This window comes from Streptomyces sp. NPDC041068, from assembly GCF_040647455.1.
In the GTDB taxonomy this organism is placed as follows: domain Bacteria; phylum Actinomycetota; class Actinomycetes; order Streptomycetales; family Streptomycetaceae; genus Streptomyces.
On the sequence record NZ_JBEZCG010000032.1, the window covers coordinates 1 to 22,995 of the forward strand.

Here is a 22,995-nt window from a genome sequence, read left to right on the forward strand (position 1 = left end):
TCGATGAACTCCCGCCGGGCCGCTTCCTCTTGGCGTACGGCGAGGCGCTGGGCGCGTTCATACCCCTCGGCGAAGGCGTCCACCGCCTGCTCCGCGACGGCGAGGACGCTGTCCGCGGGGGCGTTCCCGCACGGCCACGCGGCCCGGGTCGCCGCCAGGTGGGCGGCGACCAGTCGCCGCAGGCCGTACCCCTCCTCGGCCGCGCGCTCGCCCAGCGTGCGGCGCGTGTCCAGCTCGTCGCGGGTCAAGCGGCGCCCGGTGGCGGAGGCCGCGGCCAGCAGGTCGGCGTATCCGTCGAGGTAGTCCTCGGGGGCTCCCGCGGTCACGGGCGTCGACTGGCGTGCGGGGAAGGGCCCTCGTCGGAACCGCCGAGCGTGCGGGTCCTGACATGGGCCGCCTTGATCTCGGCCCAGCGGTCGGCCTGTTCGGGGGTGAGCGTGCCGCGCAGCTCGGCCAGTTTCAGCAGGTTGGCCTCGGCTCCGTCGGTGAGGGTCTGGGCCTCGCCGGTGTAGTGGTCCTCGACCACGGCGGCGAGCTCGGCGTCGTTCATGACGGGGTCGATCCGGGCGACGATCTTGTTCATGTTGCGGTACGAGCCCTGGAGCCGGAAGGCCGGTTCGGTGCGGGTCTCCTCCGACTGGCCCGCGGAGGCGATGTAGGCGGAGTTGACCGCGAGGACGGTGGCGCGCGCGGTGAGCAGATGGCCCAACACGGCGACGACGCGCTCCAGTTCGGCCGGGGCACAGGGGTGGGCGAGCCGGTCGGGCCGCGCGGTGGGGTCGTTCTCCGCGAGGCGGATCAACAGGTCGAGGTCGGCGCGGTCGCGCCCGGCGAGCGGAGCGAGGATCGGGTGCGCGGTGAGGGCGTTCTCGACGAAGCTCGCGGCGAAGGCGTCCTCCTTGCCGGTCAGTACGTCGCCGAGGTTCCACACGTCGGCGCGGTTGGCGAGCATGTCGGGGACACGGAAGCGGGCGCCGGACTCGGTGTAGGGGTTGCCCGCCATGCAGACCGCGAAGCGCTTGCCCCGCAGGTCGTACGTGCGGGACGTGCCGTTCCAGACTCCTTCCATGCGGCGCTGGGCGTCGCACAGGGAGATGAACTTCTGCAGCAGCTCGGGCGAGGTGTGCTGGATGTCGTCCAGGTGGAGAAGGACGTTGTTGCCCGCCTCCAACGCGAAGTTGACCTTGTCGACCTCCTGGCGGGCCGTCGCGTTCGGGGCCTCGGCCGGGTCGAGCGAGGTGACGCCGTGGCCGAGGGCGGGGCCGTTGACCTTGACGAGGACCAGGCCGAGGCGGTCGGCGACGTACTCCATGAGGGTCGTCTTGCCATAGCCGGGCGGGGAGACGAGCAGCAGGAGTCCGCCCGCCGCGCCGAGTTGCTTGTCGAGGCTGTCGCCGACGAGGGGCAGGTACACCTCGTCGATGAGGCGGTTGCGGACGAAGGAGGACATGACCTTCGGCCGGTACTCGTCCAGGCGCAGTCGGTCCCGCTCGGCGGCGACGAGTTCGGTGCGGCGGGCCTGGTAGGCGCGGAACCCCGGGACGGAGTTCGCCCTGAAGTCGTGTGTGCGGGCGAGGAGTTCGTCGAGGCGCACCGTGAGGCGGCGCTGCTCGATGCGCGGATGGGTGCCGAGGAGTCCGTCGACGGTCTCGGTGAGCGCGGCCGCGCTGTCGTAGCGCTCAAGGCCGGGGCAGAGCTCGACGGCGACCGCCTCGGGCAGGTCGTCGACGCTCTCGCCGGTCGCGGCCGCGTACGAGGACAGCCACGCCTCGACCAGCTGGCGCCGCGCGGCGAGGTCCTCGATACCGGCCAGGTCCTCCTCGTACGCCGAACTGTCCACGGCGCGGCGGAACTTGTCGAGGAACGAGCGGGTGGACTTCGACGTGACGAAACCGGCGGGCCCGGTGGTGAGCTCATCGAAGAGGTATGCGGCGGCCGACTCGCCCGTCCGCTCGGCGAGTTCGGCGCGGAGGTCGTCGATGGCGGGCACGAGGCCGAAGGCGTCGCGGGCGCGGGCCAGCGACACCGCGCGCCGCGTCCACAGCTCGCGCTCGTGCGGGTCGGTGGCATGGGCCCAGAACAGCTGGGCGGCCGCGCGCGCCTCGGGGGTGTGCCGCAGCAGGCCCGCGCCGGTGTGCAGGCGCAGGAGCGCGCCGAGGAGGAGCGTCGCGTCGTGGTCGTGGACGCCGCGTTCATACCCTTCGTCGTACGCCGCTTCGGCTGCCGCGCGTACGAGTGCGGGCAGGCCGTCGGCGGCGTTGGCGGCGTTGGCGGCGTTGGCGGCAGCGTCCAGGAGTGTTTCGGGGCCGTGCTCTGCCAGAAGGCGGGCGGCGAGGTGTTCGGCGCGGTAGACATCCCCCGTCTCGGAGGGCAGGAGCTGGTTCCAGTAGGGGCGCAGCTCGGCGAAGGAGGGGTCGGTGACCGGCGCGCGGTAGTCGGTGCCGGTCAGCGCGAAGACCATGCCGTCGCCGTCCGTGGCCGGGACGAGCGTGAGGTCCAGGGGCCGGGTGTTGACCGCGAAGCGGTGGCGGCCCAGGCAGATGGTGTCGCCGCCGTCCGCGTACAGCTCGGTGCGGTCGCGCAGCGAGCGTGCGGCCTCCTGGCGGGCGGCCTTGAGGCGCCCCTCCAGCTCCTCGGCCCTTACCTGGTCGTCGAGTTCGCGCAGTTCGTCGATGGTGCGGCGCACCTTGCCGACCATCGGGTCGGAGGCGAAGTACGTGCTGATCTCGTCGGCGGAGGCGAGCGCGGCCAGGCGGCGCGCGACGGTGTCCAGGACGCGGGCGGCGGACGTGGCGAGGCGTTCGGCGTGCCGGGCGCGGGTGTCGGCGAGGGTCTGCTTGCGGGAGGAGAACGCCTCGTACACCTCGGCGCGCTTGCTGTCGAGCTCGGCGAGGAACTCGTCCGACTCGGCGAACCGCCCTTCCAGGTCCTCCAGTTGGAGCAGGAGGCGGGCGAGCTGGTCGTCGCAGGACTCGGGGGTCGTCGCGACGGCGAGCGCCCCGGTGACGGCCTGGCCGAGCAGGGAGAACTCGGCGGCGAACTCGGCCCGCCCCTCGTGCGCGGTCAGGTCGCGGCGGCGGGCGTCCAGCGTGGCGCGGGCCCGGTTGACGCCCGCGAGGACCTCGGCGACACGCTCCAGGACGGCGGTGCGGACGGTGGCGTCGCCGACGTCGAGTCCCGCGACGACCTCGGTGACGGTCCGCAGCTGTTCGGTGAGCTCCTGGAGCCGGTCGGCGAGAGGCCCGGCCCCGGCCGCCGTGGTGAGGACGTCGGCCTCCGCGGTCAGCCGCTCGATGTCGGCGTGGTGCGCGGCGAAGGCGTCCGGCCGCTCCAGGAACGCCACGGCGCGCTGTCCGGCCGACGCGATGTCGCCCGCCAGGTCGTCGGCGAGCGCGTCGACGCGTGCGACGTCGGCGTACCGCATGTCCTTCAGGGTCAGCAAGTGTCCCTGGGCGCGGCGCAGTTCGGTGATCCGCTCGACCCATTCGGGCGCGGCGCGCGGGGCCTCCCCGCGGATGCGGCGGACGAGCGTGGCGATGCGCGCGGCCGCTTCGGCGAGCGCGTCGCCGGCCTGCCGGGTCAGTGTCTGCACGGTCGCGAACTCGCCGATGACCTGCTCGGCGGTGGCGCGCACGGCGTCCAGCGGCGTCCGCAGGTCCCCCACCTCGGCCTCGCCCAGCCAGTGGTAGGAGTCGGCGGCCCGGACGCAGGACGCGGCGAGCGTCTCGTAGACCTCGGCGGTGGGCGTGGTCCCGGTGACGGCGCGGGCCACGGAGAGGCAGTCGGAGATGCCCCGGACGAGGTCCGCGTTGCCGATGCGGGCGATGGGGTCTCCCCTGCTCGAACGGAGGTGAGAGCTTGGGGAAGGTCCGTCCCCCGCCGGGCGGGACGCGGCGTAGGTGTCGGAGACGTACGGGGAGTCCCACAGCTGCAGCGGGTGCACGCGCGTGGGTTCGTCGGATCCCGCCCGCAGCACGACGAGGAGTCCGTCGTCGAAGAGCGCGTACCCCTGGCAGGACAGCGGCGTCGCGATTTCCTTGCGGATCATGTTGTACGGCAGGAGCAGACTGCGGCCCGCCACGCGCGCGTGGAAGACGAAAAGGACGTCCTCGCCGTTGGGCGAGCGCACCGCCCCCTCGAACTCCAGGCCGTCGGTGTCCAGCGCGTCGAAGGTCTTGTACGTCCCCGTGGCCAGGCAGTAGCCGCCGGGGAAGACGATGCCCTGGTCCTCGGGCAGCCGGCGGCAGGCCTGGCCGATGCCGTCGAGCCGTACGACGGTGCGGGTGAGGGTGTTGAAGACGAGGTGGCGCCAGGCGCCCTCCTTGTAGGGGCGCACGCGAAGGAGGATCAGCGCGCCCACGCGCGCGTGGGCCACGTCCGCGTCGGCGAGGGACTGCAGCGGCTCGTCGACCGGCTCCTCGTACACGCCCCGACCGGTCCCGGTGTCGTCCTCGGTCTTGACGGTGAGGGTGCCGCCGACGGTCGCGACGTAGATCTCGCCGCCGATGGAGATGTGCGGGTGACGGCCGAGGACGTGGTCCTCGCGGGTGGCCTCGGTCCACGCGAAGTCGTGCGACGGTGGCAGGACGTGGTCGCGCTCGCCGCGCGCGTCGAGGAACTCGGCCCGCCCTTCGGGCGACAGCGTCCAGCGCAGGACGCGGATGTCGTCGGCCTTCTCGCCGGTGCGGAAGACGGCGAGGACCTTGCCTTCGACGTGCCGGAGCCGGAGGAGACGGGCGTTGCGGAAGTAGCGGAAGAGGGCGGCGAATTCGCGGACGAAGGCCGGGTCGTCGAGGAGTCCGGGCACCGCGTCGCCGGGGAGCCGGTTCAGGTCGCGGTCGTAGAGCGCGAGGACGTCGCCGACCGCGGTCTCGGCACTGCCGCGGAGGGCGCCGTCGAAGCCGAGGGAATCATTGACGCCGAGGAGCAGGGCGTCGCCGACGGCAATGACGTCGCGCGGCGCGCACGGCTGCTCGGTGCGGATGCTGTCCGTGCCGGTGAGCGTGAGCTCGGTGGAGCCGAAGGCGGCGACGCGGCGGTCGTTGAGGGCGGTGGCGCGGTCGGCCAACTCCCTTGCCTGGGCGGCGAGACGGTCACGCAGCACCTCGTACGTTCCCGCGTCCAGACCGGTCCCGCTGTCCATGTCCGGCTCTCCCTTTTCTTTCTCGGTCTCGTACGGTTCTGCATCACGTACGTCGTACGTGTCGTACGTGTCGTACGTGTTGTGCGCGTTGTGCGTGTTCTGCGTGTAGTACGCGTCGTGCGGAGGCCGGGGCCGCTCACCCCCGTGGAGCGGTCCCGGCCGGTCTGTGTCAGCTCTTGAGCGAGCCGTTGGCCAGTGAGGCGTCCTTGGGTGAACCGTTCTTGGGCGAGCCGTTGCCGAGCGCGCCGTCGAGCTCGGCGAGCGGCATGTCGGCGATGCCCAACTGTCCTGCCTTGTCGAGCAGTTCACTCAGCCGGGCGGACTGCTCGCCGCCACCCTTCATGAGCTTCGTCAGGAGGGCGGAGACGGTCAGGTTCCGCACGTCGGACGTGGAGACGGAGCCGAGCAGACGCGTCAGGTCGTCGGTGAAGCTCGCGGTGCCGTCCAGCCACGGTCCGGCCAGGGCCTGCGCGGTCTCGGAGTTCCGCACGAACCCGTCGACGCTCTTGCCGAGCGAGATCGACGACACGAGGCGGTCGAAGAAGACCGACTCGCCGCCGACGATGCTGATGTCGGCGTTCTCCAGACCGGTGGCAAGGACGGTGGCCTGCGCCTCGGCGACCTGGCGCTGCACCTCGATGCCGGCGAGGCGGACGTCCTTCTCCGCCTCCAGGCGCAGGCGGTACTCCTCGTGGGTGCGGGACGCCTCGTCGAGGGCGGCCATCGCGGCCGCCTTCTCGGTCAGGCCCGCGGCCTCGGCCTTCAGCTTGGCCTCGACGCCCTCGGCCTCCGCGCGCATCCGGGCCTCGGTGGCCTCGGCCTCGGCGCGGCCCGCCTTCTCGACGGCGTCGGCCTCCTTCTCGCGGACCTGCACGGCGGCCAGGCCTTCGGCGGCGCGCTCGGCCTGTACGCCCTCGGCGAGGCGCAGCTTGGCGCGCGCCTCCAGGTCGGAGGCCTTCAACCGGGCCTCGGCGAGGGTGAGTTCCTCGGCTGCGCGGTGCGTGGCGGCCTGTTCGGCGGCCTCCGCCGCCTTGATGCTCTTGACCAGGCCCTCCTGGGCCTCGGCCTCGGCGGCGATGACGACGGCCTGGCGCTCGCGCTCCGCCTCCTCCACGGCGCGCAGCTTCTTGATGGACTCCTCCTGCTCGGCGACCGTGCGGTCCACGGCGACGCGCTCGCGGACGACCTCGGCGATCTCCCGCTTCTCCGCCTCGACCTCCTTCTCGGCGGCGATCCGCGTCAGCTCGGTCTCGCGGTCGCGGGCGATGACTTCGAGGAGGCGGTCCTTCTCGATGCGCTCGTTCTCGATGGCGATGACCCGCTCGCGGTTCTTCTGCGCGACGGCGACCTCGCGGGCCTGGTTCTCGCGCTGCACGCCGAGCTTCTCCTCGGTGACGAGAAAGGCGCCCTGTGCGCGCAGCCGCTCCTCCTCCACCACCCGCGCCGTCTCGGCCTCCTCACGGGCGCGTACGGTGTCGACCTCGCGCCGCTGCTTGATCTCGGCGTCGGCCTGGCGGCGCTCCAGCTCCAGGATGGCCTCGCGCGCGTCGACGTTCTGCCGGGTGATCTCCTTCTCCTCGTTGCGCGTGTACTCGTTCGTCCGTACGTGCTCGACGGCCGTCAGCTCGGTGATCTTCCGGATGCCCTGGGCGTCCAGGATGTTGGACGGGTCCAGCTGGTTCAGCGGCGTCTGTTCCAGGTGGTCGATGGCCGCGTCCTCCAGGCTGTAGCCGTTCAGATCGGTGCCGATGACCTGGATGATGCGGTCCCGCAGCTCGTCGCGCTTGGTGTAGAGGTCGGCGAAGTCCATCTGCTTGCCGACGGTCTTCAGGGCCTCGGAGAACTTGGCGTTGAACAGCTCCTGCAAGGTGTTCTGGTCGCTGGCCCGCGCCGTCCCTATGGCCTGCGCGACCCGGATCACGTCCTCGACGGTCTTGTTGACGCGTACGAAGAACGAGATCCGGATGTCCGCGCGGATGTTGTCGCGGCAGATCAGACCGTCGCGGCCGGTCCTGGTGATGTCGATGGTCTTCACCGAGATGTCCATGACCTCGGCCTTGTGGAGCACCGGCAGCACGACCTGCCCGGTGAACGTCACGTCGACCTTCCGCATCTTCGAGACGATCAGCGCCTTGCCCTGCTCGACCTTGCGGAAGAGACGCGTGACGACGAGCAGCAGGGCGACGACGACGATCAGGACAGCGGCGACGGACACGCCGATGCCCAGGGTGATGGCATCCATGGTGAAGTCCTCAAGATTGCGGGGCGGCGAGGCCCGATGAGCGGTGGTGCGGGCAGTCCCGTGGCGATACGTGCCGCCGGCAGCTAAGCGGCGCTGGGGCGGCGGCCCGGGTCGAGCGACGCCTGGTAGGGCGCGACCCAGAAGAACTCCCCCGTGTCGTCGTACGCGTACAACAACGCACTGCTGCCGGCGGTCAGCGCGCCCTCACGGGCCTGCGGGTCCTGCCGCACCTGGACGACGGCGACGGCACCGTCCTGGGCCGCGACCTCCGCCTGGCCGAAGCGCGCGTCCACACGCCCGGTGCGGATGGTGCAGACCGAGCCGATGAAGTCCTGCAGGGACGGCCCGGGTTCGTCGGGAAAGAGCCGGGCCAGGGGGCGCACGAGAGAACGCGCCGCCCACCACGAGAGGGGCAAGGAGACGAGCAGCAGAGCAAGTTCGGCGGCGAGCCGACCGAACCCGGTGAGCTCGGCCCGGCCGATGAGCACGGCTCCGGTGAGGGTGCTGAACCACGCGACCACGACGGCCATCGACACGGCCACGGAGACCGGCACACCGCCGAGCCCCGCGGCGTCCAGGTCCACGTCCGCGTCGAAGCCGTCCGCTTCGGCCCCGCCGAGGACGACGAGCAGCCAGAAGCCGAGGACGACCACCAGGGCGGAGGTGAAGACGACGGCCGGAAAACCAGCGGCGGCTTCCACGAACTCCCGCATCCGCCATCCCCCTTCACGTCACGCACCCGCAGCTCCGGCCCCGGCACCGGATCCGCTTCCGCAACCCGGCACCGGGACCAGGCCCCCGTTTCTGCCACGTCCATCCTGACCCGGGAGAGGGCCACGGGTCATTGCCGATTTCCGGCAGTCTTAACGCGTTGTTGATGCCGGGCGCGGACGCGGCTCAGGGAGGCCCGGGCCACGTGGCCCGTAGCCAGAAGTTGACGCCGCCACCAGGGCCTTGCCCGAGGCTGCGCGGATCGTCCTGGGCCGCGTGCCCCTGGCCGGCCGGCCACTCCTTCACGTGATGCTTGATGAACACGTGGTCGGCGCTGTCCGCGCCGTTCGCGGTGCGATGACAGAGCGGGCTGTCGCCGGCGCGGTCCGGATGGTGAGAGAAGTGGCAGACCTTGGTCTCGTACCGCTTGGTCATCAGCTTCTCGCCGCAGCCACCCAGCAGCGTGCCGCACCAGAAACGGTCCGTTCCGAACTCGCGTCGGAACTCGTCCAGGTTGTGCGCCTCCAGGGGCAGGATGACAGGGCGGTCGGAGTCTCGGCCGCCGAGCACAGCCGTCCGGACAGCCGGGTGTCCATCTGCGGCACCTTCGTTTCTCCGGCAAAGACGGTCAACCAAGGGAAAGTGCCAGCGAGTTGATACGGGATTCGGGCGGTGCGTCCTGGAACCACTCGTTGTCGAAGTGTTCCATCTGCTTCACGGCAAGTCCGATTCAGCGTTCGCGACGCAGTGAGATCCGTACATTCTTGTCGTCGTCACGGCTGAGGAAGAGACCTGAGCCGTTCACGCCGGTGTAGAAGGGAAAGTCGGTACCGACGCCGAGAACCTTCGGCTTGCCGGTGGGGGTGGTGAGATCGACCTGGGCGGCGACCGGCTCGGCGCCGCTGGCCGCGGAGTCCTCCTCGACCACGCCGTAGGCGGTGCCGTCGTCCTGGATGGAGCTGAGCAGGATCGTCTTGCGGTTGCCGTCGCCCTGCAAGCAGAGCCCCTTCTTGCGCTTCAGATCGAAGGCGACCGGCCCTGCGGCGAGGTAGCGACCGGAGGGCGAGGCGACCACCGGGTAGTCACGGGTGGCACCGGATTCGAGCACTCCGGAGTCCGTCGTGCCCTTGTACCCGCAAGCCATGGCAGCCTGCGGCTCACCCGAGCGCAGATCGTGCACCGACCACATCGGGGCGACATCCGCCCCGTACTTCCCGCCTCGCTCCCACTCGGCCAGGAAGAGTCCGTCCGTGACGCCGTACACCTCACCGTTGGGGGAATCGATGATGCCCGTCTGTGCCTCGACTCCGGTGGGGCGTACGTCGTCGCTGAACCAGCGGTCCGGCACTCCGAAGCCGCCCCCGCCCATCGCCACCAGCGGTCCGTCCGCGCCGGCCGCCATGACCCGGCTGCTGGAGCAGGCCACGGCCTCCTCACACTGGGGCAGCAACTGGTTGGGCTCCTCGTACGCAGTGATCTTCCCGGTGGTCACGTCCACCGCGTGCGACGAACGCGGGAACATTCCCTCCTCCCCCCAGCCCACCAGCAACCGCCCACCGTCTGCGCTGACCGTCACCTCCCCGGGGTCGGCGGACACCGGCACGTCGATCTCCCGGAGCGGCTTCACCGCGGAGCCCGAGGCGCCCGCCGGATACACCGCGAGACGGACCACCTCGGCGCCCTCGTGCAGATCGTCCTTGCCGCGCATCCCGTGCGCATACGCAACGACATAGCCATGTCCGCCCTGCTCCATGCCGACTATGTCCGGGATCTCCGCGTCCTCTCCCGACTCCGGGTCGCCCGCGGCGCCTTCTACCGGGGTCGGAGGGTTCCACGGGGCCGAGCTCCATCGCACCTGGCCGCCGCGTGCGTCCCTGACCTTCACCGTGTAGCCGTCGGACGCGGCATACATCATGGCGACCGACGCCGATCGAGGCACCACCGTGACAGGCAGCGTGCCCACCGACTCAGGTACCCAGTTCAAGGTCTCGTCCCAGCCCTTGGCCCCGTCGTACGCCGCAGGAACAGCCAGCTTGGCCAGCGGTTTCGCCGCGGAGTTCGCCTCAGGGACCCCGCCATTGCCCTTTCCGTCAGAGCTGCCCGAGCCTGAGCAGCCAGCCACCATGGTGGCCATCACCACGACCCCGAGCATCGTCCTTGTCGCCCGCATCCCCTGTGCCCCTCCCCGACGATCAGTGTGCGCGGAGGTTACCAACCGTCACGCCCCGCCCAGGACTTGCGGCAGGTCCCCTCACCACTGCCGCCGGGCACACGACCTTGGCGCACCGTCGGCTCATGGCGCACAAATCCAGCCAGGTCAGAGCCGGGGGCATGTCCGCTCTTCGCCATCGCCGTGCGTCATGCGGCCGATCGGGCCAGGTCGGCCGGGCTTCCGGCTGACACGAATTCAGGCGACGGTGGGCCGAATCGCGCCACCGGGCGCCCAACTGCGTTGCGCCTGCAACTCGCCATGGGAGAGGATGTTCGACACGCTACGTGGCGTGAGTGACGCATGCGGTTTCAGTGATGAGGGAACTGCCGCGGCGCACCACACAATTCGGGGTGGGGTCATGAAGTTCGACATGGGGGAAACGACTCTCGCGGTGCTGGGAAAGAGCACGGTGGGGTCCAGTGACGATCTCGGCACGCTGATTCATCTGCTGGTGCAGGCGGCCGAGCCGCTGGAGGGCAAGTTCAACGGGGCGGGCAAGGCGACCTTCGACTCGTTCAAGTTGCGTGCGGACGAGATCACTTCGGATCTGAACGGCGCGCTGTCCTCGATCCTGGGCGGGCAGGCCGGAATGGACACCGCGTTCGGTTCCGGCGATCAGGAGCAGGCCGACAACGCCCACCAGAACATGGGCGCCGCCAACTTCCAGGCCGCCCGCTTCTCCGGCTGACCTTCCGCTCACACACTTCATTCGGGTTCTCAGGGGGACTTCTCGTCATGGCAGGAAACCAGGACCGCCGCTCCTACGACACCGGCGCTTCCGGCGACGTACAGGGTGGTCTGCAGATCATCATCGGCCAGTTGGAGCGCGTCCTGGGCGACCGCGACCGGGCCGTGAAGGCCGCGATGGCCGACTATCAGGCCGACGGTGTCTCGGATGAGTACCACGGCAAGGAAGTCCGCTGGAACAAGGCCGCCAACGAGGTCCGCGACATCATCCGCCTGGTGCGCGGCACGCTGGAGAAGAACGACGGCACCGCGCAGACGACGATCGCCAAGGCGCGGGCCGCGGTCGACAACATCGGCTGACGGCCGCGACGAGGTGCGGGGCGGGGCGGGACAACGGGGATCGGCAGGGGGTAGGACATGCCTAAGTGGGACATCGATCCGGCCGGGGTGGGGGTGGTGACCTCCCGTGTCGGCGATGTGCTGGACGCCTTGGACAAGATCGTCAAGACGTACGGCGAAGAGCTGGAGGGTGCGGCGAAGACGTCCGGGACGGTGGCTCCTGGCGGGGCGAGCGCGGGCGGTGAGGGAGGGCCGATGGGCCTGGTGGCCTCGGCGCTGACCGAGTTCATCGCGGGTACCGCACAAGAGCTGCAGTTCATCGGCGCGCGGGCCGGCAAGTCGATCAATGGCGCGATCAACGCCACGGCCGCCTACCGGATGGGGGACCTGGAAATGGCGGCGCACACCCAGCAGCAGGCGGCTGCCATCATCGACGCGGACCTGGACATGCCGGGCGGCTTGACGCGAGGCCACCTGTGATCGATCCGGCCAAGATTCCCCAGTTCACCGGGGACCTGGGGCAGTTGGAGCACCACACCGCCGGGCTGCGCAAGGCGGCCGACGGCATCCGGCTGGCGGGCGATGCCGCGCACAGCCGCTTCCAGGGTCTTTCGGCCTTCTACGACGCTCCCGAGGCCGACGACCTGTTCGCCTCGACCGCCCCGGTGCGTGACGGCGCCGACGCCTACGCCGACAAGGTGGCCACGGTCGCCGAGGCGCTGACGGAGTACGCCACAGCCGTCAGGCCGATCGCGGAGCGGCTCAAGCACCTCAAAGCACGGGCCACCACCTTCGTCAGCAGCATCACCGACGACAGCGGCAAGGTCGACGACGACTGGCGCAAGGACGACGGCAAGCTGGCCGAGTACGACACCTTGTACGGCGACATCATCGAGGCCACGACGGCTTTCCAGGCGGCCGAGGTGGCGGCCAACAACAAGATCACGGCGCTGGTCGGCGGCACCCGGTTCGTCATGGAGTCCGACGGCCCCATGCTGCGGCACCTCGGGGACGTGACCTACGGCTACACCGCCGACGTCCTCAAGAAGATGGACCAACTGCCTTGGGGCGCCCCCGAGTCGAAGAAGCGCGAGGGCCTGGACTGGGTCAGCCACCAGGTCACCAGCTTCACCGAGGGATTCCTCGTCGACGGCGGCTGGGAAATGGTGCAAGGCCTGGTCACCCTGGCAGGCTTCAACGGCTCCGACGCCCAGGAGCAGGCCTGGAATGGCCTGGGCCTGCTGGCCACCGGCGTGGCCGTCACCGCCACCCCCCTCGTCGGCGACCGGTTCTGGCGCACCCCGGCCAAGGACCTCCCGCCGGTGTTGCGCGATGCCCGCACGGCGATGACCGAGACGGGCAAGGCGTTCGTCGCCTACGACATGTGGGGCAAGAACCCCGCCCGCGCCTCCGGCACCGTCACCTTCAACGTCATCACCACGGTCTTCACCGGCGGAACCGGTGCCGCGGCCAAGGGCGGGGCGGCGGCCCGGACCGCAGCGGTCGTCGGCAAGGCCGCCAACGCCGTCAACCCGATCACGTACCTCGCCAAGGGCGCCAAATTCACCGGCGTCACCGTCCGCGATGTCATGGCAACCCTCAAGAACACCCGCAGTGGCGCCTACGTGGAAATGGCAGGCGGCGCCTACCGGTTGCCGGACCCGAACATGCCACTGCCCACGCGCGCCGCCGGGGTGCCTGAGCACGCCATGCCGTTCGTCGACGCCGAGGGCAAGGTCGTCTACCTGGACACCAAGACGTTTGCGGTACTGGACGAGCACGGCAAGGTCATCCAGCGCGCCGACGAGGTGCAAGCCGAGGGAACGGCTGCAGAACGTGCCGCCGAACAGGCCGAGAAGGCGCCTCAGCGGGAGCCGGTGATGGCCGGCACCGGAGAGAGGCCAGCCGGCACGGTCGGCCGCGCTGGCGACGACCTGCCCGCTGGCACAGTCCAGGACATCTCCAGCAGGACCAACAACGGCGGACCGGACGGCCACGTTCCCGACTCGGGGCGTGGTGCCTCTGCCAGCCATGAACCGCCCGGTGAGCCGTTAGGTCCTGCCCCTTCGTCATCCCATGGCGACTACAGCACAGACGTTCCTGGTCACGGATCCGATGGATTGCCCCCAGGCTCCGAACCCACGGCCTCCAGCCACTTGGAGGCCGGCGCCCGCCCTCAGTCGGAGGCTCACACGTCGGGGACACACGAGAACGGGTACTCCCCAGACCAGCCGAGCGCCGACACTCTGCCCCCACCGGGCCCAGGGGAGAAGGTTCTTGGTCACCTTGACGACCACCGGGTGACACGCGGGAACGGACTCATCACCCACGTCGACGGCCGTGCAGTATCGGACTACCTGGACGACGTCGCTCGTGATCGTGGCGCGACCTATCGTGCTGCGAAGGAAGCCAAGGCCTTCCCCCGGAAGCAAACGGGAGCCTGCGTAGGCGCCGTGGTCGATCTTCGCACGGGCACGATCATCGAAGGTATCAATGGCAAGGCCGACGCCATCATCCCGCTCGACAAACTGCATCCGACACTCGCAGCACGATACGACGACATCGGAACGCCACCACCGCATAACGATCACCCTCTGGGGCACGCCGAGGTCAAGGCAGCCAACGAGCTACTCTGGGAACGCACAAAACTAGGGCTACCTGACGGGGAATCAGCACTTTCTGAGATGCGGGCCTCTGTCGAGTTTCCCTATCTGACGGACAAAGCCACGGGCACCCCCGGGCGACCGGCACCATTCTGCGCGAACTGCAATTTCATGCTCGATGGCATGCCTAGTAGCCACGGGCGATTCACCGGATACCCACCGAGCGATGAGAACTGGACCCCATGAAGAATCCCACTGCGCGAATCGATATCGACGATCCAGAAGTAGATATGGATGACGCACAGCGATTGCTCTATCGGGGCCAGTGCTTTACCGGCGAGGTGGCCGAGTACCTGGGAGACAAGCTGGTCAGCCTGGACAACTACACCAATGGAACGCAGGACGGCCTGTCGCGCGAGTGGTACGAAGACGGCACCATCCGCTCCGAGGGGATGGTGCGCATGGGCCTTCCCTGCGGAGAGTTCAAGGAATGGCACCCGAACGGAACACTGGCCTCCCGTAAGGTCTTTGATGACGATGGCCTGACGCTCCGCGAGGAGTTCAAGTGGGACAAGGACGGCCAGCCAACCAGGAGTTGGCGCCTCGAGGATTGACCTGATCGAGGAAGCGCCCCGCCCGATCTCCAACATAAAAGGCCGGATTTCATCAGCAGTCCCTACACGATAGACAGCAGGCATACGTGGCAGCCCAGGATTACGACAGCCAGTTGCTGGAGTCGGTGTCGGTCCGGCGTCGGCGGCTTCGCGACGCCCTGTTGTTCGGGTCCCAGCGGCAGCGGCGGTCCGTCGATGAGCGGTTGGGGAAGGTGTTCGCCGGAGTGGTGATCGGGGCCTTGTTGTGTGCCGGGTGTGTGGGGTGGTCGTTCATTTCGCACCGGCTCATCGGGAAGGGGCCTTACAGCTCTTCCGTGCCGTCGACCTCGCCGTCCACCCCGGCCTCCTCGTCACCCTCCGTGACTCCTTCTTCTCGATGATAGGTTCGAACGCGTGATATCTGCGGGGCCGTTGAGCCGCACGAGCGGTACGAGTCGTACGGCCTTGAGCCGCGTCACCCTGGTCGGAGAGCAGCGGCGGGTGGATCTTGTCCTCCCTTCGCAGGAGCCCGTCGGGCTTCTGTTGCCCGAAGTTCTGCGGCTGCTGGACGATCGGGCCGACGCCCGGCCGATGGTGCGGCATCTGGTGACCGCGGACGGCTCGGCCCTCGCGCACGACAGCACCCTGGAGTCGGCCGGTGTGCCGGACGGTGCGGTGCTGCGGCTGGTGCGGGCAGAGGACGCGCCGTCCGCGCCGGTGGTGCACGACGTCACCGATGAGGCCGCCGATGATCTGGACGAGCGGGCCTGGCGGTGGCAGCCCGCCGCCCGGCGCGTGGTGGCCGGTCTTGCCACCGTGGTCTGGGCGCTGGTCGCCGGGGTGTTGGCCCGCGGTGAGTTCGAGCCGGCCGCCGTGGGCAACGCGCTGCTCGGCGCCGCCGCGTTGGCAGCCCTCGCCGGAGCTCTGTTGGGGTGGACGCGGCGGCTCGGCCTGGCCGCCACCCTGATCGTGACGGGCGGCTCCCTCGGCGTACTGGGCACGTGGACGCTCGGCGAGGCCCATGGCTGGTCGGGGGCGGTTCTGTTGGCCGGGACCGCTGCGAGCGTCGCCCTCACGCTCCTGCTCCTCGGCCGGTTCTCTCCCCTGGGCCGCGGCGCGCTGATCGGCGCCGGAGCCCTCGTCGGATGCCTCGTGGCGTGGGAAACCGCCGTGGCCCTGCAGGACGGTGCCGGGACGGCGCGCGAGCAGGCCCGGGTGGGTGCGCTGCTCGCCGTCACGTCCGTGGTGGTTCTAGGCGTGCTACCCCGGCTCGCCCTGATGGCGTCCGGCCTGTCCGGGCTCGACGACCGGCGCTCGGGCGGTGTGTCCGTGAGCCGGTACCGGGTGGGCACCGCATTGACGGCGACCCATCGAGGGCTGGCCCTGGCCACCGTGGTGCTGTCCGCGTCGGCGGCTGCGGCCGGGGTGATGGTGCTGCGCGCGCCGACCGCGTGGACCGTGCTTCTCGCGGCCGTCACCGCGGTGGTGCTCGCGTTGCGTGCACGGGCCTTCCCACTGGTCGCCGAGGTGGTGGGGTTGTTGGTCGCCGCGGCCGTCGTCACGGTCGCGTTGGTAGTGGTGTGGCTGGAGCGGGCGGCAGCCGCGGGGCCGCTGGCTGTCCTGGTGGCCCTGGCGCTGATTCCCCTGGTGGTGCTGGCCGTTCAGCCTGCCGAGCATGTGCGGGTGCGGCTTCGTCGTATGGGTGATGTGCTGGAATCGGTGGGTGTGATCGTGATGCTGCCGCTGGTCATCGGGGCGTTCGGTGTGTACGGGCGCCTGCTCGACACCTTCGCGTAGGGATGTTCGGCATGGCTCAGGGAAGTGACTGGCAGCGGGACGTACTGCGGGAGTTGGGGGCGAGCGCCACCCCGGCGGTCGAGCCGACGGCGGCACCACAAGCAGTGGAATCGGACGCTGCCGTGGCCCCCCGGGCTCAACCTTCGAGCCCGCCTCTGCCTACGCCCGGCGGCGTGCGTGACCCTCGCGTTCCACTGCAGGCACCCGAATCCGTACCGACCGTCGATCCACGCCTGGCCCTCGCGCTCGGCAGCCCGCAGCACGGTGATTCCGCGGTCCGACGCACCGGACGCTCGCTCCGCAGGCTGACCGCATCGGCCGGACAGGAGGTCGCCGAGCAGACGCGGCTCGCCCGCGAGGTGCAACAGCCGGTGACCACCGGCCGGGTCATCGCCGTGACCTCGATCCGCGGTGGGGTGGGCAAGTCCACGGTCTCGGCGCTGCTGGCCCGGACGTTCAACCACTACCGGCACGATCCGGTGCTCGCCCTGGAGGCCGACGCCGCCCTGGGCACGCTGCCGGTGCGGCTCGGCGCGCAGTCGGTCCGCTGGTCGTGCGCGGATCTGGCCCGGCTCCTGAGCCCCGCGATGCAACTCACCGACGTCACCGGCTACCTGGTGCCGGTCGCGGACGGCGGGTGGCTGCTGCCCGCGGGCCAGGGCCGGGTCGGAGCCCCACTGGACGTCCCCACCTACCGCACCGTCACGCTGGCTCTGCGCCGCTATTTCGCGGTGACGGTCGTGGACTGCGAGTCGCTGCCGGGCGAAGTGGCACGTACCGCGATGGACACCGCCCACGCCCGCGTCATCGTGGCGCCCATGACCGCCGAGGGTGTGAACGGCACGCGCGTGGTCCTCGACTGGCTGGCCATGCTGCCGCACTCCGCTCTGGCCACCACGGTCGTCGCGCTCAGTGCGAACTCCCCCGATACGACGCTCGACTTGAAGACGGCCGCCGCGCACCTGCGGGAGACCGGAGTGGCCGTGGTGCCTCTCCCCTACGACCGTCATCTGGCCCAAGGAGGCCCCATCCACACGCGCATGCTGGGCCAAGACTCCCGCGAGGCGGCCGTCCACCTGGCCGCCGAGGTGATGCGGCGGGCGGTGCGAGTGCGATGACCAGACGCCTCATCCACCGCCCGGCCCGCAGCACCCGGCCACTCGCCGCCGCCCCGGAGCGCACCATCGAGCCGCCCCCCAACCTGCCCGAGGGCAAGATGGGCAACGCGGCGACCGCGCTGCTGCCGATGGCCGGCGTCATGGGCTCGGTCGTCATGATGACGGTCATCCGCAACAGTCAGTTCGCCGCCGTCGGCGCGATCGTCCTCGTCTTCGCGCTGCTCGGCGCGGTGGCGCTCTTCCTCTCCCAGCGCGGCAAGGCCCAGCGCACCCGCCGTACCCAGCGCGAGCGCTATCTGGAGTACGTGGAGGAGCAGCGCGAGGAACTGGGCGCGGCCGAGCGGGAGTTGCGGCAGCGGGCACGGGTCCTCAATCCGCCGCCCGCGGCGCTGTACGACCTGGTGCGCGACCCTGCCAGGCTGTGGGAGCGGCGCCGGCCGGACGCGGACTTCCTGCGTGTGCGACTGGGCACCGGCGACGTACCCGTACAAGCTCTGGTCATCGGCCAGAACTCGGCGGGCGGGGTGCTCACCCCGCCCGACCCGTTCATGCTCAATGAGGCCCGTGCCCTGCAGCACCGGTTCGCCACTGCGAGTGACTTCCCTCTGATGGCGCCCCTGGACCGGGCGGGCAATGTCAGCGTCATCGGCGACCGGGACGGCGTGCTGCGGGTGGCCCGCGCCCTGCTGATCCAGGCCGCAGTGACCCACGCCCCCGACGACGTCGCCATCGCGCTGGGCGTACCCGGCGACCGTCTTCCCGAGTGGGAGTGGGCCAAGTGGCTGCCCCACGTCCTGGACACGCACCAGGACGACGGGCCCCTCGCCGCCCGGCGGATCGCCCCCGACCTCGCCCGGCTCGCCCGGCAGTGCGCCCCGGATCTGCGGCGCCGCGCCTCGTACGCGGCGGAGGTGCGCCGTGGGCTCTCCGACCGTCACGCGCTGCGCATGTCCGACCGGCTGCTCGCCGTCAGCGACTCCTACGGCACCACGGCCACGGAACTCCCCCGCCCGGACACCGCCGTTGACCTGGCGAGCATGGGCGTGACCGTGCTGCACCTGCTGGAGCAGCAGGTGCACGAGCCGGACCAGGTCAGCGTCCGCATCACGGTCGACGGCGACCAAGTGAGCGTCCAGGACCTTCGCACCCCCGACGCGCAGCCAGGGCACGGCACCGCCGACGAGATGAGCACGGCGGGAGCCGAGGGGCTGGCCCGCATGCTGGCCCCGCTCCGGCTGTCGGCGGAATCCGCCGCCGAGGGCACCCCGATCTCCGGGCCCGTGGACTTCCCCGAGCTGCTCGGCATCCAGGACCCGGCCGCACTCGACCTGACGACGCTGTGGGCGCCGCGCGGGGAGCGCGACTTCCTGCGTGTGCCCATCGGACTCGACGACCGGCACGAGCCGGTGCTCCTCGACCTGAAGGAGTCCTCCGAACTCGGCATGGGCCCGCACGGGTTGTGCGTCGGCGCGACCGGCTCCGGCAAGAGCGAGCTGCTGCGCACCCTCGTTCTCGCGCTCACCGCCACGCATTCGCCGGAGGACCTGGCGCTCGTCCTGGTCGACTACAAGGGCGGCGCCACCTTCGCCCCGTTCACCGAACTCCCGCACGTCGCCGGAGTGATCACCAACCTGGAGAACCAGGCGGGGCTCGTCGAACGCGTCCACACCAGCCTGGCCGGCGAGGTCAAGCGGCGGCAGCAGGTCCTCAAGGACGCCGGGAACGTCGCCGACATCGGGCACTACGCGGCGTTGCGTGAGACACGACCGGACCTGGAGCCCCTCCCCCACCTGTTCGTCGTCATCGACGAATTCGGCGAACTCCTCACCGCCAAGCCGGACTTCATCGACCTGTTCCTCTCCATCGGCCGCATCGGCCGCTCCATCGGCGTACACCTGCTGCTGTCCAGCCAGCGCATCGAATCCGGCAAGCTCAAGGGCCTGGAAACCTATCTTTCGTACCGCCTGGGCCTGCGGACCTTCTCCGCCGACGAGTCCCGCACGGTCCTCGACACGACGGACGCCTTCCAGCTGCCACCGCTGCCGGGCTTCGGCTACCTCAAGGTGGACACATCGACGTACGAACGCTTCAAGGCGGGCTACGTCTCCGGCGCCTACCGCGGCCCCTCCCGCCGTGCCGAGGCGGACGAAGAGCCCCTGGCCTGGGCCTACCCCACCTACAACGGAATCGCGGGCACGCAGGAGACCGCACCCGAAGACGAGCCCGGCATACGCGAGCGGGAGACCGGCCCGACCGTCCTGTCGACCATGGTCGCCCAACTCTGCGCGGCCGCCCCTCCGGTCCGCCGCATCTGGCTGCCCCCGCTGCCCGACGCGATCACCCTCGCCGCGGCCGCCGGGCCCGTCCAGGCCTCCGAGCGCGGCCTGCACCTCGCCCATCGGGGCGGCGCGATGCAGGTGCCACTGGGCGTCCTGGACGCCCCGGCCAGGCAGTGGCAGGCGCCCTGGTTTCTCGATCTGACCGTCGCCGGTGGTCACGCGGCCGTCATCGGCGGCCCACAGTCCGGCAAGACCACCCTGCTGCGCACCCTCGCGCTCTCCCTGGCCCTGACCCACACCCCGGCCGACGTCGCCGTCTACGGCCTGGACCTGGTCGGCGGCGGCCTGTCCGCCCTGGCCGGTCTGCCGCACGTCGGCGGCATCGCCGGGCGCGCCGACCATGAGCGCGCCGCGCGCACCGTGGCCGAGGTCCGCGCCCAACTCGCCCTCCGCGAAGAGCTCTTCCGCACCCGCGGCATCGACTCCGTCGACCAGCTCCGCCGCCTGCGCGCACGGGGCGCACTGACCGAGTCGGCCCAGCTGGGCTCCACCGACATCGTCCTGCTCGTCGACGGGTTCGGCGCGCTGCGCGACGAGTTCGCCGAACTCGACGACCCCGTCGCCGAACTCCTCAAGCGCGGCAGCGGCTACGGCATCCACATCGTCGCGGGCATGCTGCGCTGGAACGACGTACGCATCGCCACCCAGTCGATGTTCGGAACCCGCGTCGAGCTGCGCCTCAACGACCCCTCCGACTCCAGCATCGACCGCAAACTCTCCGAAACGCTCACCCCCGACACCCCGGGCCGCGTCCTGACCGATGGAAAGCTGTTCGCGCAGGCCGCTCTGCCCCGCATCGACAGCCTTCCCGCCGTCGACGGCCTGGGACCCGCCCTGGAGAGCGCCGCGCGTACGGTGCGCGCCGGATGGCACGGCGAACTCGCCGCACCAGTACGGGTGTTGCCCACCGAACTGCCCGCGGCCGAACTCCCCTCACCCGCCACCGAGCCGACCCGCATCCCGCTCGGCGTCGACCAGGACGCCCTCGCCCCCGCACACCTCGACCTGTTCGGCACCGACCAGCACCTGCTGGTCCTCGGCGACAACGAGTGCGGCAAGACCAACCTGCTGAAGCTGATCACCCAACAGCTCACCGCCCGCCACGGCGACAAGGAACTGGTCTTCGGCGTCTTCGACCCGCGCCGCGGCCTGCGCGGCCACATCCCCGAGCCCTACCGCGGCGGCTACGCCCACAACACGAAACTCGCCGCCGCCCTGGCCACCGGCATCGCGGGCGAACTGGACAAGCGCCTGCCGGAAACCGCCGACCCCGACGCGATCGCCGAGGGACCGACGTTCAGCGGCCCTCGGATCGTCATCCTCGTCGACGACTACGACATCCTCACCACCGCGGGCCAACAGCCCCTGGCCCCCTTCCTCCCCTACATCTCCTCCGCCCAGGACATCGGCCTGCACTTCGTCGTCACCCGCCGCGTCGCCGGATCCTCCCGCGCCCTGTACGAACCCTTCCTCACCACCCTGCGCGAGACCGGCACCACCGCCCTGCTCATGACCGGCGACCGCACCGAGGGCCAGCTCTTCCCGGGCCTGTACGCCTCGGCGCAGCCGCCGGGACGCGGCACCCTGGTCCGCCGAGGCCGCCGTCACCAGCTCATCCAGACCGCCCTCGCCGAAACCGAAGACACCGACGCGGAGACCCAGCAGCCGTGACCAAGGACGTCATCGCCCTCACCCCGAAGATGCCCGACACCTGGGCGCTGCTGGCCGGACTCGCCGCGGGCGGCCCCGACGCGGAACTGGCCACCGCCGCCGGCACCGACGCGGTCATCCAGCTCCGCGGCCCCGGCGGGCGGCCCCTGGTCTCCGTCGAAGCCCCCGTACTCGTCCATGTCCCGGGCGAGGCCCAGCGCCTCCTCGGCGCCCAAGTCGCCGCCCCTGACGGCCCGTTCTGGTGGACGGAGGCCCGCGCCTCCACCGCCATCGCCGAAGCCGAACGCCTCGCGGGCTCCGTCTGCGGCCGCCTCACTCTCCTCCTCGGCGGCACCACCTGGCCCGCGGAAGCCGCTACCACCGAAGTCGTCCCACCCCCTGCCGATGTGACGGCACTCCCCGCCCCGGCCGAAGCCCAGCCCGCGGTGGACGTCCTCACCGACTCCACCGCCGTCGTCCTGCACGACCGGCCGGTCCTCGCCCTCACCACGTGGCTCTCCGACATCTTCCGCACCACGGCCCAGTCAGGGCTGAGCCTGCAGATCGTCACCCCGCCCCACGTACGCCTGAGCGCACCCGCCCGCGCCACCCTGGCCAGGATCCCGAACCGCTGGGTCGTCCAGGACCCCGATCACGGCTACTACGACGGTCTCTCGGGCGCGGTCCTGAGCTGGCAGAACGGCACCTTCGCCCCGAACCGCAGCGCCGACGGACAGACCTCGATGGCCAAGGCCTTCACCGCCATCGCCCCGCCCGCCGACCGCCAACTCATCGTCGCCCTCCGCACCGTGCACCGGGCCGACGAACGGCTCATCCTCGGCCGGGCCCTGGAAACCGCCTGGACCCACCTCACCGGCGCCCCGCCTGCCGGCTGGGGCACCGCCGAACCCGTCAACCTCCCCTGGTCCACCCGTCAGCTGACCGACCTCGCCCGCGACCGCGCCCCGGCCCCCACCCACCTTCTCGCCGTCGGCCACCCCGACCGCCCCGCCATCGGGAACCACCGCATCACCCGCACCGCCGGCGGCGTCGAGGAAGACATCACCCTCACCCTGGGCTACGGCCCCGGCGAAACCCCACCCCTCGACGCCATCACAACCCTGGCCGAAACCCTCACCGCCGAGCACGACCTCGCCACCATGCTGGTGTCCCTGCGCCGCGCCCGCCGCGACCTCACTGCCCCGCCCCACTTCGAGGCGCCGCCCATCCCGCTGTCTTTCACGCTCGGCCCCGAGGACGTGCACGACATCGGCCTCGACCATGCCCGCCACCCACCGCTCGGCCCGCGCCCCGTCCAACTCGGGGCGCCCACACGGCCCGCGCTCCACTATGCGCTGGGCGACGGCACCGACCCGAAATCCTGGACCGCACTCCAGCAGCTGACCCGACACCTCAGAGCCGCCCAGGCTCTGCCATAGTCACCTCGGCGCATCAGGCCACCCCGGGGAGACCGGGCGGAGCCAGACGCGCCAGACGGTGCGCCGCAGTCCGAGGAGCGCCATGACCCGGTTGCCGCCGAGCTCCTCGCGCGTACGCCGTT

The 22,995-nt window shown here is 70.8% G+C and carries 15 protein-coding genes and 1 pseudogene; 10 read left to right on the forward strand and 6 right to left on the reverse strand.

Annotated features, from left to right (window positions below):
• From AB0B50_RS42680 to AB0B50_RS42705, 6 genes and pseudogenes are all read right to left on the reverse strand, one after another.
• Positions 1-326 (reverse strand): annotated as a pseudogene (locus AB0B50_RS42680) (PucR family transcriptional regulator); the annotation flags it as partial.
• Entirely contained in the window at positions 323-5,143 is a 4,821-nt protein-coding gene (locus AB0B50_RS42685; RefSeq protein WP_362342848.1) for a DNA repair ATPase, read from the reverse strand. The gene AB0B50_RS42685 and the pseudogene AB0B50_RS42680, both read right to left, overlap by 4 nt.
• A 169-nt stretch (positions 5,144-5,312) precedes the next feature.
• The gene (locus tag AB0B50_RS42690; RefSeq protein ID WP_362342851.1) at positions 5,313-7,385 is read right to left on the reverse strand and encodes an SPFH domain-containing protein; all 2,073 of its coding nucleotides are present in this window, start codon (positions 7,383-7,385) and stop codon (positions 5,313-5,315) included.
• An 83-nt stretch (positions 7,386-7,468) separates the two neighbouring features.
• A complete protein-coding gene (locus tag AB0B50_RS42695) occupies positions 7,469-8,098 on the reverse strand; it encodes a hypothetical protein (protein WP_362342854.1) in 630 nt (209 codons plus the stop codon).
• A gap of 184 nt (positions 8,099-8,282) precedes the next feature.
• Positions 8,283-8,666: a hypothetical protein gene (locus AB0B50_RS42700; RefSeq protein ID WP_362342857.1), complete on the reverse strand. Its 384-nt coding sequence runs from the start codon at positions 8,664-8,666 to the stop codon at positions 8,283-8,285.
• A 160-nt stretch (positions 8,667-8,826) separates the two neighbouring features.
• On the reverse strand, positions 8,827-10,266 hold the full coding sequence (locus tag AB0B50_RS42705; RefSeq protein WP_362342860.1) for a hypothetical protein: 1,440 nt from the start codon (positions 10,264-10,266) through the stop codon (positions 8,827-8,829).
• Between the two features lie 400 nt (positions 10,267-10,666).
• Between AB0B50_RS42705 and AB0B50_RS42710 the strand changes: the two genes are divergently transcribed.
• The 10 genes from AB0B50_RS42710 (at position 10,667) to AB0B50_RS42755 (ending at position 22,873) form a co-directional block, all read left to right on the forward strand.
• Complete coding sequence (locus tag AB0B50_RS42710; RefSeq protein WP_362342863.1) at positions 10,667-10,996, forward strand: hypothetical protein; 330 nt, start codon at positions 10,667-10,669, stop codon at positions 10,994-10,996.
• Positions 10,997-11,043: 47 nt separating this feature from the next.
• Positions 11,044-11,355, forward strand: a complete 312-nt coding sequence (locus tag AB0B50_RS42715; protein ID WP_362342866.1) for a pore-forming ESAT-6 family protein — start codon at positions 11,044-11,046, stop codon at positions 11,353-11,355.
• 57 nt (positions 11,356-11,412) lie between these two features.
• A complete protein-coding gene (locus AB0B50_RS42720; RefSeq protein WP_362342868.1) occupies positions 11,413-11,814 on the forward strand; it encodes a DUF6507 family protein in 402 nt (133 codons plus the stop codon).
• Entirely contained in the window at positions 11,811-14,183 is a 2,373-nt protein-coding gene (locus AB0B50_RS42725; RefSeq protein ID WP_362342871.1) for a hypothetical protein, read from the forward strand. Before AB0B50_RS42720 ends, AB0B50_RS42725 begins: the two co-directional genes overlap by 4 nt.
• Positions 14,180-14,551, forward strand: coding sequence for a hypothetical protein (locus tag AB0B50_RS42730; RefSeq protein WP_362342874.1), 372 nt, complete (start codon positions 14,180-14,182; stop codon positions 14,549-14,551). The genes AB0B50_RS42725 and AB0B50_RS42730 overlap by 4 nt, the downstream gene beginning before the upstream one ends.
• A gap of 86 nt (positions 14,552-14,637) precedes the next feature.
• Positions 14,638-14,931, forward strand: coding sequence for a hypothetical protein (locus AB0B50_RS42735; RefSeq protein ID WP_362342877.1), 294 nt, complete (start codon positions 14,638-14,640; stop codon positions 14,929-14,931).
• Between the two features lie 31 nt (positions 14,932-14,962).
• Positions 14,963-16,327: a type VII secretion integral membrane protein EccD gene (gene eccD, locus AB0B50_RS42740; protein WP_362342951.1), complete on the forward strand. Its 1,365-nt coding sequence runs from the start codon at positions 14,963-14,965 to the stop codon at positions 16,325-16,327.
• Positions 16,328-16,338: 11 nt separating this feature from the next.
• Positions 16,339-17,445: a hypothetical protein gene (locus tag AB0B50_RS42745; RefSeq protein ID WP_362342879.1), complete on the forward strand. Its 1,107-nt coding sequence runs from the start codon at positions 16,339-16,341 to the stop codon at positions 17,443-17,445.
• Positions 17,442-21,455 carry a type VII secretion protein EccCa gene (eccCa, locus tag AB0B50_RS42750; RefSeq protein ID WP_362342882.1) on the forward strand — a complete coding sequence of 1,338 codons (4,014 nt, stop codon included), beginning with the start codon at positions 17,442-17,444 and terminating at the stop codon, positions 21,453-21,455. Before AB0B50_RS42745 ends, eccCa begins: the two co-directional genes overlap by 4 nt.
• The gene (locus AB0B50_RS42755; RefSeq protein ID WP_362342884.1) at positions 21,452-22,873 is read left to right on the forward strand and encodes a DUF6177 family protein; all 1,422 of its coding nucleotides are present in this window, start codon (positions 21,452-21,454) and stop codon (positions 22,871-22,873) included. Before eccCa ends, AB0B50_RS42755 begins: the two co-directional genes overlap by 4 nt.
• Positions 22,874-22,995: the final 122 nt, after the last annotated feature.